Source organism: Nocardioides sp. CPCC 205120, from assembly GCF_048654585.1.
Taxonomy (GTDB): domain Bacteria; phylum Actinomycetota; class Actinomycetes; order Propionibacteriales; family Nocardioidaceae; genus Nocardioides.
Window position 1 is genome coordinate 1 of sequence record NZ_JBMCYY010000003.1, and the last position, 13,347, is coordinate 13,347.

General features: G+C 74.9%; 14 protein-coding genes. 7 read left to right on the forward strand and 7 right to left on the reverse strand.

The annotated features are described in order from the left end of the window. The first annotated feature begins 545 nt into the window (after positions 1-545). Entirely contained in the window at positions 546-1,259 is a 714-nt protein-coding gene (locus ACOACO_RS15795; RefSeq protein ID WP_420297249.1) for a tetratricopeptide repeat protein, read from the forward strand. Between the two features lie 76 nt (positions 1,260-1,335). Next, on the forward strand, positions 1,336-1,599 hold the full coding sequence (locus tag ACOACO_RS15800) for a DUF4031 domain-containing protein (RefSeq protein WP_420297250.1): 264 nt from the start codon (positions 1,336-1,338) through the stop codon (positions 1,597-1,599). Positions 1,600-1,615: 16 nt separating this feature from the next. Here ACOACO_RS15800 and ACOACO_RS15805 read toward each other — a convergent pair whose 3' ends face one another. The 3 genes from ACOACO_RS15805 to ACOACO_RS15815 form a co-directional block, all read right to left on the reverse strand. Further along, positions 1,616-2,191 carry a hypothetical protein gene (locus ACOACO_RS15805; protein ID WP_420297251.1) on the reverse strand — a complete coding sequence of 192 codons (576 nt, stop codon included), beginning with the start codon at positions 2,189-2,191 and terminating at the stop codon, positions 1,616-1,618. A 29-nt stretch (positions 2,192-2,220) separates the two neighbouring features. Next, positions 2,221-3,027 (reverse strand): alpha/beta fold hydrolase, encoded by an 807-nt coding sequence (locus ACOACO_RS15810; RefSeq protein ID WP_420297252.1) that lies wholly within the window; start codon positions 3,025-3,027, stop codon positions 2,221-2,223. A 90-nt stretch (positions 3,028-3,117) separates the two neighbouring features. Continuing rightward, positions 3,118-3,828 carry a hypothetical protein gene (locus tag ACOACO_RS15815; protein WP_420297253.1) on the reverse strand — a complete coding sequence of 237 codons (711 nt, stop codon included), beginning with the start codon at positions 3,826-3,828 and terminating at the stop codon, positions 3,118-3,120. Between the two features lie 128 nt (positions 3,829-3,956). Here ACOACO_RS15815 and rlmC point away from each other — a divergent pair, with 128 nt between their 5' ends. Next, positions 3,957-5,105 carry a 23S rRNA (uracil(747)-C(5))-methyltransferase RlmC gene (gene rlmC, locus ACOACO_RS15820; RefSeq protein ID WP_420297254.1) on the forward strand — a complete coding sequence of 383 codons (1,149 nt, stop codon included), beginning with the start codon at positions 3,957-3,959 and terminating at the stop codon, positions 5,103-5,105. Between the two features lie 35 nt (positions 5,106-5,140). Here the strand turns inward: rlmC and ACOACO_RS15825 are convergent, their stop codons facing one another. Then, complete coding sequence (locus ACOACO_RS15825) at positions 5,141-5,686, reverse strand: hypothetical protein (protein ID WP_420297255.1); 546 nt, start codon at positions 5,684-5,686, stop codon at positions 5,141-5,143. Between the two features lie 188 nt (positions 5,687-5,874). On the opposite strand from ACOACO_RS15825, the gene ACOACO_RS15830 reads away from it, so the two are divergent. Beyond that, positions 5,875-6,651, forward strand: a complete 777-nt coding sequence (locus tag ACOACO_RS15830; RefSeq protein WP_420297256.1) for a DUF7218 family protein — start codon at positions 5,875-5,877, stop codon at positions 6,649-6,651. A gap of 43 nt (positions 6,652-6,694) precedes the next feature. Here ACOACO_RS15830 and ACOACO_RS15835 read toward each other — a convergent pair whose 3' ends face one another. Next, positions 6,695-7,528: a sigma-70 family RNA polymerase sigma factor gene (locus ACOACO_RS15835; RefSeq protein ID WP_420297257.1), complete on the reverse strand. Its 834-nt coding sequence runs from the start codon at positions 7,526-7,528 to the stop codon at positions 6,695-6,697. A 362-nt stretch (positions 7,529-7,890) separates the two neighbouring features. Here ACOACO_RS15835 and ACOACO_RS15840 point away from each other — a divergent pair, with 362 nt between their 5' ends. Beyond that, a complete protein-coding gene (locus ACOACO_RS15840) occupies positions 7,891-8,484 on the forward strand; it encodes a hypothetical protein (RefSeq protein ID WP_420297258.1) in 594 nt (197 codons plus the stop codon). 56 nt (positions 8,485-8,540) lie between these two features. Here ACOACO_RS15840 and ACOACO_RS15845 read toward each other — a convergent pair whose 3' ends face one another. Continuing rightward, positions 8,541-9,212: a response regulator gene (locus ACOACO_RS15845; protein ID WP_420297259.1), complete on the reverse strand. Its 672-nt coding sequence runs from the start codon at positions 9,210-9,212 to the stop codon at positions 8,541-8,543. Positions 9,213-9,437: 225 nt separating this feature from the next. On the opposite strand from ACOACO_RS15845, the gene ACOACO_RS15850 reads away from it, so the two are divergent. Then, on the forward strand, positions 9,438-11,132 hold the full coding sequence (locus ACOACO_RS15850; RefSeq protein WP_420297260.1) for an MDR family MFS transporter: 1,695 nt from the start codon (positions 9,438-9,440) through the stop codon (positions 11,130-11,132). After that, positions 11,129-11,587, forward strand: coding sequence for a MarR family winged helix-turn-helix transcriptional regulator (locus ACOACO_RS15855; protein ID WP_420297261.1), 459 nt, complete (start codon positions 11,129-11,131; stop codon positions 11,585-11,587). The genes ACOACO_RS15850 and ACOACO_RS15855 overlap by 4 nt, the downstream gene beginning before the upstream one ends. 42 nt (positions 11,588-11,629) lie before the next feature. Here the strand turns inward: ACOACO_RS15855 and ACOACO_RS15860 are convergent, their stop codons facing one another. Further along, positions 11,630-13,333: a glycoside hydrolase family 13 protein gene (locus tag ACOACO_RS15860; protein ID WP_420297262.1), complete on the reverse strand. Its 1,704-nt coding sequence runs from the start codon at positions 13,331-13,333 to the stop codon at positions 11,630-11,632. Positions 13,334-13,347 lie beyond the last annotated feature (14 nt).

The window sequence follows — 13,347 nt, forward strand, 5'->3', positions numbered from 1 at the left end:
GCCTCTCAGCGCCGATGGTACTGCGACCGGGAGGTCGTGGGAGAGTAGGACGCCGCCGGACATTCTTTCCTAGGGGCTGTCACGACGCACCGCGTCGTGACAGCCCCTAGTCTCTTTTCTGGGGCGTTGCGAGCGCCCTGATCGCGACGTACGAGGAGACAGCCGTGGCAGACGACAGCAGCAAGGGACGTCGGTCCTCAGGAGGCCCCCGCCAGGGTGGCAGCGGGGGCGGCCGGCCCCAGCGCCCGGGCGGACGACCGGGAGGTGCGTCCTCCGGCGGTTCGTCGGCCGGAGGTGGCGGTCGCGGCTACGGCGGTGGCAGCAAGGACGGCGGCCCCTCGGGTGGGCCGCGTCGTGGCCCCGGCGGTGGCGCTGGCGGTGGCTCCGGTCGCCCCGGTGCCGGCGGTGAGGGACGCAGCGGCGGCGGTGGCCGCGGCGGCGCCCCTCGCGGCGGTGACCGACGTGGTCCCGGTGCGGGTCGTTCGGGTGGGCCCGGTGGCCCGCGCTCGGATCGGCCGTACCGGTCGGGCGAGCAGCGTGACCGTGTGGAGCGCACCGTCGACCAGGCCGTGTACGACGGCCCCCCGCTCGAGGACGACATCACCGGCAAGGAGCTCGACCGCAACCTCGCCGCGCAGCTCAAGGGTCTCCCCGAGAAGCTCGCGGCCCGCGTCGCGCGCCACCTCGTGGCGGCTAGCCGGCTCATCGACAGCGACCCCGAGACGGCGTACCAGCACACCCTGGCTGCGCGGGCGCGCGCCGCCCGCCTGGCGATGGTGCGCGAGGCCGTCGGTGAGGCCGCGTACGCCGCCGGTCACTACAAGGAGGCGCTCGCCGAGCTGCGCGCCGCGAAGCGGATGAACGGCGTGACGGCGTACCTGCCGATCATGGCCGATTGCCACCGCGCGCTGGGCCAGCCCGAGCAGGCGCTCAAGCTCGCCCACAGCCCCTCCGTGGCCGGGTTCCCGGTCGAGGCGAAGGCGGAGATGACGATCGTCGAGGCCGGTGCGCGCCTCGACCTCGGTCAGCACGACGCGGCGCTCCGCACCCTCGAGCAGGCCCCGCTGAACAACAAGACCCGGGCGGCGTGGGTCGTCCGCCTGCGGTACGTCTACGCCGAGGCGCTGCTCGCGGCCGGTCGCGGCTCCGATGCCCTCGAGTGGTTCCACCGCACGCACGCCATCGACGGTGACGACGTCACCGACGCCGGCGAGCGCGCGGCTGCTCTCGAGAAGGAGCTCGACCGCTCCGAGGACTGACGGGCCGGTCGGCGTCCCCCTGGGGCGCCGGCCGCCGTCCTCCGGAGCCGCTCGAGCGCGGCACTACCCTTCCCCCGTGACCATCCTCATCGACCCGCCGCAGGTGCAGTGGCGGGACCGCTGGTGGTCGCACCTGGTCTCCGACACCTCGTACGACGAGCTGCACGCCTTCGCCGCCGCGCTCGGGGTGCCGCCGCGTGCCTTCGACCGCGACCACTACGACATCCCCGACGACCTGTTCGACGCAGCCGTCGCAGCGGGGGCGCAGGTGGTGCGCTCGCGGGAGCTGGTCGGCCGACTGGCCGCGGCGGGCCTGCGCCGACCCAAGCGCCCCCGGTAGCGCCCCTGGCAGCGCCTCAGCCCGCGCGCAGCGTCGCGATCTCGGCGGCCAGGTTCCTGCGGGCCGGCGCGCCCCAGTGCTCCCGGGCGTACGACGTGCGGAAGAGGTGGGTGCGGCCGGCCAGGTCCTCCAGGACCGCCAGGCGGCCGCGACGGAAGGCGTCGTCGGGCACCGCGGCGTACTCCCGGCGGACCCCTACGACGTAGTCGGCGTACCGCTCGGCCGGCGCCGCGAGGATCGCGAGGTCGGCGTCGCAGAGGGCGGCGCCGCGCGCGTCCTGCGGGGCGGGGGAGTGGTCGGCGGTGACGCGCACGAGGCGGGCGACCTCGCGGTGGTCGACGTCCTCACCGACCAGCTCGCGCTCGGCCAGCGCCGCGGAGCGGTCCTCCGCACCGGGGAGACCGTCGTACACGGCGTCGTGGAACCAGGCGGCGAGCACCACCTCGAGGTCCTCGGCCCACCCCAGTTCGGCGAGCCGGTCGAGCACCTCGGTGAGGTGCCGGACGTCGTGGTACCCGCGCCCGTCGGCGTACGCCGCCAGCAGGCGGTCACGCAGGTCGGTGCGGTGGGGCAGCGGCCAGGGCGGGGTCACCACCCCAGGGTGGCAGAGCGCAGCTGGGGTCAGGCGGCGGCGCCCGTGCGGGCGCGCCCGACGGTCGCGTCCACGAGGGCGACGATCTCGTCGGGGCTGTCGCTCATCGGCACGTGGCCGGCGCCGACCAGCGGCACGTGGTGCGCCTGTGGCAACCGGTGGCGCGCGCGGGCGGACTGGCGGTAGGGGAGGATCCGGTCCTTCGTGCCCCAGGCGACCGTCGTGGGGACGGTGACGTCGAGGGCGAACTCGTAGTCGAGGCCCTCCTTCGCGACCGCCTCGAAGCCCTCGCAGTGCTTGAGGGCCAGCGCGTCGCCGTACGTGCGCTCACGGTCGTGCCGCTCGGGGTGGGCGTACAGGGCCAGGCCGATGAGGCGGCGCCCGAGCGCCGAGCGGGCGGCCACGGCGAGCAGGCGGTCGGGCAGCTGGGCGACCAGGCGCAGCACCGACAGGATGCCGAGCGCCTGGTAGCGGTCGAAGCGACCGAAGAAGCCGGCCGGGCTGAGCGCGGTGACCGACGAGGCCAGGCCGCGGGCGCCCAGCTCGAGGGCGATCGCCCCGCCCAGGGAGTTGCCCACGACGTGCGGGCGCTCGACGCCCCAGGCGGCGAACTGCTCGCCGAGGTGCTCGCAGGCGACGTCCATCGTGTACGGCACGCCGGCGGGGAAGGCGGGGGACTCGCCGAAGCCGGCGAGGTCGACGGCGATCACGTCGTACCGCTCGGAGAGCCGGTCGAAGACCGGGCCCCAGGCCTGGCGGCGGTGACCGATGCCGTGGATGAGCACGACCGGCTCACCGGATCCCTGGCGCGTGTGGACCAGCGGGGAGAACACCACGTCGTACCTCCTGCAGCCGAATGTGACACCGGGAGTGTTACATCAAAGCTGGCAGAAAGCACGCCTCCCGAGGGGCGGGCCGCCCGACGCTCACCCGACGGGGACGGTGAACGCCACCTCGAGCCGCTCGGTCACCACGACGTCGTCGAGCCGCACGCCAGCCCCGGCGTCGTCCCCGGCGTCCCCTGTGCCGCAGGTGTCGTCGTCCCCGGCCATCGCCTCCGCGAGGGTGTCGTCGAGCCCCAGGGTCACGACGGCGTCGACCATCCACCCGGGAGCGTCCATGCCGGCGACCGAGACCTCCGACGGGGTGAGCGCCAGCGCGCCGTCCTCGAGGGAGGGCACGACGCCGGCGGAGAGCGGGATGGACCCGAGCACGGCGTCGTACGCCAGCTCGAGGGTGATCTCGCCCCCACCGAGGTCCACCGTGGGGTCCGCGTCGGCGAAGACCGAGCCCTCGAGCTCCTGCTCGACGAAGCGCTGCAGCCCCGCCTCGTCGAGGCGCGCCGTGCCCTCCACCTGGCCGCCGAGCAGCTGCAGGGCCACCGGGACGGCGCTCAGGTCGACGTCGATCCCCGCGGGCAGGCACTCGTCGTCCGCCGGCAGCGACTCGGCGAGCTGTCGCGGGCCCAGCTCGGCGACGACGAGGGCCGCGACGCCGAGCACCAGCAGCGTCGCGCCGCCGCGCAGCCGCCGCCGGCCGCTGCGCGGGCGGTGGACGAGGAACGCGATCCCGAGCACGAGGGCCACGAGGCCGACGAGGGCGAGACCGACCACGAGGGCCGCGGCGAGGACGGGCATGGCGGCAGCATGGCACCCCTCCGTGAGGGTCGCAGGCGTGCGACGGCTCGCGGTGGTGCCCGGGCGGTGGCGCCTTGCTACCGTCGCCGGGTGGTCGGGTTCGGGACGGGCGTCGTGGCGGCGCGGCGGTGAGCGCCGGCGTCGACCTGCTCTCGCGCGGCACCCCCTGCGGCCACTTCGACACGGGCCGCTGCCGATCCTGCGGCTGGCTCGACCGGCCCTACGACGTGCAGGTGCAGGCGCTCGAGGACGACGTCCGCTCCCTGGTCGGTGAGCGGCACGGCCTCGTGTGGGAGCCGACGGTGCGCAGTCGCACCGCGCACTTCCGCAACAAGGCCAAGATGGTCGTCGGGGGCACCGTCGACGCCCCGACCCTCGGGATCCTCGACCCCCGCGGCCGCGGGGTCGACCTGCGCGACTGCCCCCTGCACGAGGCCCCGATCGTCGCGGCGCTGCCCGCGCTCGCCGACGCGGTGGCGCGGGCCCGGGTCACGCCGTACGACGTGACCACCCGCCGCGGCGAGCTCAAGCACCTCCTCGTCACCAGCTCACCCGACGGGGAGCTCATGGTGCGGCTGGTGCTGCGCTCGGAGGAGGCGGTGAGCCGGCTGCGCAAGCACCTGCCGGCGCTGCTCGCTGACCTGCCCGGCGCGCGGGTGGTGTCGGTGAACCTGCAGCCCGAGCACAAGGCGGTGCTCGAGGGCGACCGGGAGATCGTGCTGACCGACGAGGCGTCGTTGCGGATGCGCGTCAACGACGTCGACCTCCACCTGCTGCCCCAGAGCTTCTTCCAGACCAACACCGAGGTCGCGGCGGCGCTCTACCGCCAGGGGCGGGCGTGGGTCGAGGAGGCCACGCCGCGCAGCGTCGGTGACCTCTACTGCGGCGTCGGCGGCTTCGCGCTCCACGTCGCCGGCCGGGGACGCGACGTGCTGGGCGTGGAGGTGAGCGCTGCAGCGGTGGAGAGCGCCACCCGCAGCGCCCGCGAGCTGGGTCTCGACGCCCGCTTCCGCGCCGGCGACGCGACCACGGCCCTCGAGGGCGGGGCGGCGCCGGACCTCGTCGTGGTGAACCCGCCGCGACGGGGGATCGGGGACCGGCTCGCGGCGTGGCTCGAGGCCTCGACCGTGCGCCACGTCGTCTACTCCAGTTGCAACGCGCGGACGCTCGCCCGGGACCTCGCGGCGATGCCTTCCCTGCGTCCGGTGCGGGCCCGGCTGCTCGACATGTTCCCGCACACCGCGCACCACGAGGTCATCACGCTGCTCGAACGCTGAGGGGCCGGGCCGCTGAGGGCCCGGGCCGCGGCGGGTCAGGGGTGTGGCGGCTGGTCCGGCACGGGCGCGACGTCGTCCAGCGGCACCGGGCGCACCCGGCGGGCCGTGGCGACGTGCACCACCTCGTGGCTGGTGCCCGCGCGGGCGCAGGCCTCGAGCAGGCCGCGTGCGTGCGCCCGGTCCCGGTCCGTCACGGCGTCGGGACCGGGTCGTGCGACGAGGAAGGCGAACCGGTGGGAGCCGCCGAGGGCGGTCGCGTCGAGGTGGCGCAGCAGCGAGGCGAGGGACTCGACGTCGTCGGCGTCCATCGTCGGCGGCAGGTCGCTGACCTCGACGAGCTGCGCCAGCAGGGCGTCGGTCTCGGCGTCGACGAACCCGATCCACAACGCGGCCGCTGAGAACCCGAGCGGGCTCATCAGCCGCGTCCAGGCGCGTTCGAGGTCGGCCTGGGTGCGCACCACCAGCGGCGGGGCGTCGGGCGCCGGGAAGCGGCCGGGGGCCCCGGGCCCGGACGAGGCGGCGGAGGTCGGCGGCCGGGGAGGCTCTGATGGTCCGGGGGTGCGGTGGTCGTTCGTCGTCATGGCTCCAGCGTCGAGGGGTGCGGTCGTCGGCGCGACCGGTCCTCCACAGGGCCGGTAACCGTCCACAACGCGGCGTCCGGATCCGGTCGTCCCCAGGCCCGTCGACGGGAACCCGCACCGCGCGGGCCCGGACCAACATCGGTCGCCTGCGGCGCACCTGGCGCCGCGGTGAGTCGAAGGAGCCGCCGATGCCGACGGACGTCACCGGGGCCGAGCGCCCCACCCGTCACTGGTTGTTCGTGCTGAGCCGGGAGGACGCGCTGCGCGCTCGCGCGGAAGGGCGGCTGCGCCTCTCCGCCACGGGGGAGGGACGGCTGCGGCGCACCGCGGCCGGGGACGGCGTCGTCGTCTACTCGCCCCGCGAGCGCAACAAGGCCGGCCCGCCGGTGCGGCGCTTCACGGCCGCGGGGTTCGTGCGGGGGGACGCGCCGTACCAGCTCGAGGGGGACGTCCACGGCTCGTGGTGCATCGACGTCGAGCTCGACGCCGGCGGGGAGCCCGAGGTGCAGGGGCTGCTCGGTGAGCTGTCGTTCGTGCGCGACGCGCCGGGCTGGGGGGTCGTCTTCCGCCCGGGGTTCCTCGAGGTGAGCCCCGCCGACCACCGGGCCGTGCGGGACGCGGTCCGGCGCGCACCCACGGCGAGCGCGCTACGGTCGACGGCACCTGCGACAGGGACGAAGGAGGACGCCGTGGCGACCGAGAAGCGTGACCCCGGACCCAGCGTGAAGAACAAGAAGGTGTACGAGGACCTGCGCGACGACGGCGCGTCCAAGGAGAAGGCCGCGCGCATCGCGAACGCGACCGCCCGGGACGGCGCGAGCAAGGTCGGCAAGCGTGGCGGCTCGTCGCCGGCCTACGAGGAGTGGACCGTCGACGACCTGCGCGGCCGGGCGAAGGAGCTCGGCCTGTCGGGCTACTCCGGCAAGCGCAAGGACGAGCTCATCGAGATGCTGCGCGACCACTGACCCGGCGCCCGGGCGACACCGCCCGGACGGGCCGAGCCTGGGATCAGACCGCGACGCCGGCGGCACCCGCCGTACGACCGGCGCTGGCCGCGTGACGGGCCATCACGGCGCTCACGTAGGTGTCACGCCGACGCGCCGCACAGCCTCCCGGGCGCGCGGCGGGCTGCACGAGCTCGGGCGCGAGCGCGTGGTGCAGGGCGTCGCGCAGGAGCACGAGGGCCTCGGCGCGGATCTGGGAGATCCGGGACTCGCTGACGCCGAGCTCCGCCGCGATCTCGGCCATCGGGCGCTCGGCGAAGAAGTAGCCCTCCACGACGGTGCGCTGGCGGTCGGGGAGCTCGGCCACGGCCGCCACGAGGTACTGCAGCTGCTCACGGTGCTCGAGGACCTCCTCGGGCGACGCGGTGTCGCTGACGAGGGTGTCCTCGAGCGCGGTGCCCGTGGTGCCGTGCAGCGAGAGCACCTGCGCCCGGGCGATGTCGTCGTCGTTGGACTCCACCTCGGAGACCGAGAGGCCCGTCGCGGTGGCGACCTCCTCGGCGCGCGCCGGGCGGCCCAGGGAGGCGGCGAGCCGCGTCCGGGTCTCGTCGAGGTCGCGGGCGCGGCGGCGAACCGACCGGGAGGCCCAGTCGACGCTGCGCAGCTCGTCGAGGATCGCGCCGCGGATGCGGCGGGCGGCGTACCGGGTGAAGGGGACCCCGCGGTCCTCCTCGAAGCTCTGCGCGGCCTGCACGAGCGCGGTCAGACCGGCGGAGGTGAGGTCGTCACGGCTGACGTGGGCCGGGACGCGCGTCATCGTCTCGCGAACGATGTGACCGACCAGGGCGACGTGCGACGTGACCAGCACTTCCTGGTCGTGGGCTGCGTTCAGGCTCATGACTCAATCGTCGGCGCGTCCCCGGTGAGAAGCACGGGCCCAGGTGCTAATCGGACTGAAGCGGCGCGGTGGCCGGGACCTTCGGCCCAGACCGTCTAGTCCGGGATGGTCATGCAGGAGGTCCCGGTCCCGACGGGTCCGAAGGGGGGTGCAAGCAAGGCTCAAGAACGGCGCAAGGCCGCGTCGTCGCGGCCCGTCGTGGCCCGCCGCGCCCGGCAGCACCGGCGGCGTGGGGAGAACGCTGTTCCGGAAAGCACCGACGAACCCCTCAGGGCAGTCGTGACCACGCCGATCGGAGGGGGGTCGCGACGGACGCGGCCAGGCGGCGGACGGGCGGGTGCCCGGGACGAGGGGGTGGGGACGTGGAGGAGCTGTGGATGATCCTGTGGCGGGAGCGCGACCTGCTCGATGCGCTCCACGACGACCTCGCCGCGACGGGCCGGGTCTCCGCGGACGGCGGTGGCGCCGGCCGGCCGGTGGGTGGGCCCGCGGTCGGCGCTGCGGGCGCCGACGCGATCCTGGCCACCCTGCGCGGCGTCGAGCTGCTGCGCGCGGTGGTCGCGGACGACCTCGCCGCCGGCCTGGGCCTGCCACCGGGTGCGTCGCTGCGCGAACTCGCCGCGGACGCGCCCGAGCCGTGGGCCCACCTGCTCGGGGAGCAGCACCACGCGATCGTGGCGCGGGTCGGGGCGATCGAGGGACTGGAGACCGCCAGCCAGGGCGAGGGCGAGGGCGAGGGCGAGGGTCAGGGTCAGGGCGACCGCGAGGGGCGGGAAGCCGGGACGCTCGCAGCCGGCGGGGTCCTCGTCGTCGACCCGCCGCGGTGGGGGGCCGGTCCCGACGACGGCGCCGGGGGCGACCTCGCGACCGTCGTGGACCTGCACGACCACCGGCGCGTCCGTGCGGTGCGCACCGCGTCGTGCCTGCAGCCGAGCCTGGTCGACTTCCTGCGCTGAGCCGTGCGCCCCGGCGGGCGTGGCCCGCCGCGGTGGCGTCCCGGGCGCGGTGACGACTAGTGGCGCGGGGGCGGGTCGGTCAGCCGCATCTGGGCGGCGATGAGCGCGGCCTGGGTGCGCCGCTTCACGCCGAGGCGCGCCAGCAGGTGCGTGATGTGGTTCTTGACGGTCTTCTCCGACAGGAAGAGCTCGTCGGCGATCTCGCGGTTCGTCATTCCCCGGCCGACGAGCGCGAGGATGCGCTGCTGCTGCGGCGTCAGGGCGGAGGCATCGGCGTCGTTGCCGCGCTGGGTGTTCTCGCGCAGCCGCTCCATGGCCCGGATCGCCACCATCGGGTCGATGAGGGAGTGGCCACTGGCGACGGCGCGCACGCCGCTGAGCAGCGAGCTGCCGCCGATCTCCTTCAGCACGTAGCCGTCCGCGCCCGCCAGGACCGCGCTCTGCAGCGCCTCGTCGTCGTCGTAGCTGGTGAGGATGAGCGCCCGGATGCCCTCCGTCGCCGCCTTGACCTCGCGGCACAGCTCGATGCCGGAGCCGTCGGGCAGGCGTGCGTCGAGCACGGCCACGTCGGGCGTGGTCGCGAGGATGCCCTCCAGGCCGGCCGCGAACGTCCCGGCCTCGCCCACCACCTCGAGGTCGCCGTCGGACTCCAGCAGCGCCCGGAGTCCCCGACGCACCACCTCGTGGTCGTCGACGAGGAACACGCGCACCGAGGACGTCGTCGTCATGGCCCCACTCTGACCCGTCACCCCCCGATTTCCCACCTTTGCGGCCCGGCGGGGTGGCGCGGCGGTGAGCGGAGGGCGGGGTACGGCGGACGGTCGGGCCCCGCGGCCGAGGTCACACCCGCGATTGGTTGCAATCTGCAACCATCGGCGTATGGTTGCACAAGACAACCAATGCCGCGTGCCCACCCCGCGGCTCCTCACGCCCAGAGATCGAAGGTGCTGCCCATGGCGACGAACCCGTCCCGGGCGGTCGACGAACCGACCGCCACCCACCCCCACTCCCCGGTCGACCCCGAGGTCCGGGCCGACGTGCCCATGACCCACCGCGAGATCCTCACGGTGATGTCGGGCCTGTTGCTCGCGATGTTCGTCGCGATGCTCTCCTCGACCATCGTCACGAACGCGCTGCCCAGCATCGTCGTCGACCTCGACGGCGGCGAGGCGGGCTACACGTGGGTCGTCGTCGCCACGCTGCTGACCATGACCGCGTCCACCCCGATCTGGGGCAAGCTCGCCGACCTGGTCGACAAGAAGCGCCTCGTGCAGGTCGCGCTCGTGACCTACATCGTCGGCTCGGTGGCCGCCGGCTTCGCGCAGGACATGGGGGCGCTCATCGCCGCGCGCGCCGTCACCGGTCTCGGCGTCGGCGGCATGACCGCCCTCGTCATGGTCGTCATCGCCTCGATCGTCACGCCGCGCGAGCGCGGCCGCTACTCCGGCTACATCGGCGCCGTCTTCGCCATGGCGACCGTCAGCGGCCCGCTCATCGGCGGCTTCGTGGTCGACGCCCCCGGCCTCGGCTGGCGCTGGACCTTCTGGATCGGCGTCCCCGTCGCGCTGATCGCCCTCGTCGTGCTGCAGCGCACCCTGCACCTGCCCGCCCCGGCCCCGCGCGCCGACGGCACCCGCACGCGCATCGACTACCCCGGCGCGCTGCTCATCGTCGGCGGCGTCTCGGTGCTGCTCGCCTGGGTCTCGCTCGCCGGCCACCAGTTCGACTGGGCCTCGCCCACCACCGCCCTCATGGTCGTCGGCGGCCTCGTGCTCCTCGCCGCGGCCGTGGTCGTCGAGAAGCGGGTCGCCGAGCCGATCATCCCCCTGCGCCTCTTCGCCGACCGCACCACGACGCTGGCCACCCTGGCCTCGGTCATGGTCGGTGTCGCCATGTTCGGCTCGACGGTCTACCTGTCGCAGTACTTCCAGATCGCCCGCGGCATGAGCCCGACCCACGCCGGCCTGATGTCCACCCCGATGGTCGCCGGCCTGTTCCTCTCCAGCGTCGTCACCGGCCGGATCATCTCCGAGACGGGCCGCTGGAAGCGTTTCCTCGTCTCCGGCATGGTCGCCGTCGTCATCGGCCTGGGCCTGCTGTCGACGATCGACGAGACGACCTCCCTGGTGCGGATCGGCGCCTTCATGGTCGTGCTCGGCGTGGGCCTGGGCGCCACGATGCAGAACCTCGTGCTCGCCGTGCAGAACCAGACGGCGCAGCGCGACATGGGCGCCGCCAGCGCCCTCGTCACCTTCTTCCGCTCGATCGGCGGCTCCGCCGGCGTCGCCGCGCTGGGGGCGCTGCTCGGCCACCGCGTGGCGGACAGCGTGACCGAGGGCCTCACCCGCCTGGGCATCGACGCCGGCGGGTCCGGCACCGCCCTGCCCGACCTCGACACGCTGCCGGGCCCCGTCCGCGACGTGTTCCAGGGGGCGTACGGCGACGCCACCGCCCTGCTGTTCCTCGTGGCCGTGCCGTTCGCCGTGGTCGCCCTGCTGCTCGTGACCGCCATCCGCGAGGTGCCGCTGCGCACGACGCTCGACGTGGCCGCCGCTCCCGAGGCGCCGGCCGCCGTCGGCGGCGAGGCCCCGGCCGTGCCGGCCGCGGCGGGCGGGGAGCGCCGTACCGAGGCGGGCACACGACGATGAGCGAGCTCGACCTGACCGTGCTCGGCGACCTCGAGCACGAGCTCTGGGTGCTCCTGCGGCGCGTGCGCCGCAGCGTCGCCGAGCGCGGTCACGCCGTGGCCCCGGGGCTGTCGGCACTGGGGTACGGCGTGCTCGACCAGCTGGCGCGCGACGGCTCCGGGCGGGCGGCCGACATCGGCTGCACGCTCGGGGTCGACAAGGGGGCCATGAGCCGCACGGTCCACCAGCTCGTGGACCTCGGCCTCGTCGAGCGCACCACCGACCCGGACGACGCCCGGGCGCTGGTGCTCGGGCTGACCGACCTGGCCCGCGAACGCCTCGAGGAGGTCAACGCGGCCCGCCGCGCCCGCTTCCTCGGCGCCATGGCGGGCTGGACGAGCGACGAGCTGGCCGAACTCGTCGCGGGGCTGACCCGCTACAACTCCACCGTCGAGCCCGTCTCGGCGCAGCGCTAGGACGCGCCCGGCCGCCGTCGGTGGCCGGGGCCGTCCTGGCGCTCAGGCGTCGAGGAACCAGGCGGCGGTGTCGGGGGCGAGGGTGCTCGTCGGCTCGGGGCCGCTGCTCAGCACGAGCGCCCCGACCCCGTCCGGCAGGTCCGCGGGCTCGCTGCCCGCGTTGAGCACGCACACCAGCGGCCCGCGCCGGTAGGCGAAGAGGTCCGGGCCCGCGTCGAGCAGGTCGACGGACTCGCCCGCCGTGAGCGCGAACGAGCGTCGTGCCGCCAGCGCCCGCCGGTAGAACTCGAGCGTCGAGCCCGCCGCACCCGTCTGCGCGGCGACGCTCAGGCCGGCCCACCCGTCCGGCTGCGGCAGCCAGGGCTGGCTGCCGGGAGCGGCCGGGCCGAAGGCGTACGGCGGCTGCTCGTCGTCCCACGGGATCGGCACCCGGCAGCCGTCGCGCCCGATGTCGGGCTTCGCGGTGTCCTTGGTGCGGAACCACGACGGGTCGGTGCGGTCCTCCGGGGCCACCTCGACCTGCTCGAGGCCGAGCTCCTCGCCCTGGTAGAGGTACGCCGAGCCCGGCAGGCCCAGCATCGCGAGCGTGGCGGCACGGCCACGGGCCAGGCCGAGCTCGCCCCCGCCGTACCGGGTCACGTGGCGCACCACGTCGTGGTTGCTCAGCACCCACGTGGGGGTCGCGCCGTACGGCAGCAGCGACGGGAGGGTCTCGGTGACGACGTCCGCGAACTCCTGCGCCGACCAGGCCGCCGAGAGCCAGTGGAAGTTGAACGACTGCTGCAGCTCGTCGGGGCGCACGTAGCGGGCGATCGCCTCGGCGGTGCGGGCCCACGACTCGGCGACGGCCATGCGCCGCCCCCGCGGGGAGTCGTCGTAGTCGGCGAGCACCCGGTGCCAGCGGCGGTAGACCTCGTGCACCTCCGGCTGGTCCCACATGGGCTCGTCGAGGCCCGCGAGCTCGACCATCGAGGCGGGCCCGTCGGCGTCGGGGTCGGGCAGCTCGGTGTCGGGCAGGCCCTCCTGCTTGAACAGGCCGTGGGCCACGTCGACGCGGAACCCGTCGACGCCGCGGTCGAGCCAGAAGCGCAGCACGGACTCGAACTCGTCGCCGACCTCCGGGTTGCGCCAGTTCAGGTCGGGCTGGGTGGAGTCGAAGAGGTGCAGGTACCACTGACCGGGGGTGCCGTCGGCCTCGGTGACCCGCGTCCACGCGTCGCCGCCGAAGACGCTGGGCCAGTTGTTCGGCGGCAGCTCGCCGTCCTGGCCGCGGCCCTCGACGAACATGTAGCGCTCGCGCTCGGGGCTACCCGGGCCCGCCGCCAGGGCGGCCTGGAACCACGGGTGCTGGTCGGAGGTGTGGTTCGGCACGAGGTCGACGATCACCTTGAGGCCGAGCTCGTGGGCGCGGGCCAGCAGGTCGTCGGCGTCGGAGAGCGAGCCGAACAGCGGGTCGACGTCGCGGTAGTCGGCCACGTCGTACCCGTGGTCGTGCTGGGGGGAGGTGTAGAAGGGCGTGATCCACAGGGCGTCGACGCCGAGGTCGCGCAGGTGCGGCAGGCGCGAGGTGATGCCGGGCAGGTCGCCGACACCGTCCCCGTCGCCGTCCGCGAAGCTGCGGACGTACACCTGGTAGACCACCGCGTGCCGCCACCAGGCGCCGTCCTCGGGCACGGCGGGGCCGCCCGAGGTGCTGCCGGTGGGGGAGGGGGTCGACGGAGAGCTTGGATCGTTCACAGCGACCATGGCGCCATCGTGGC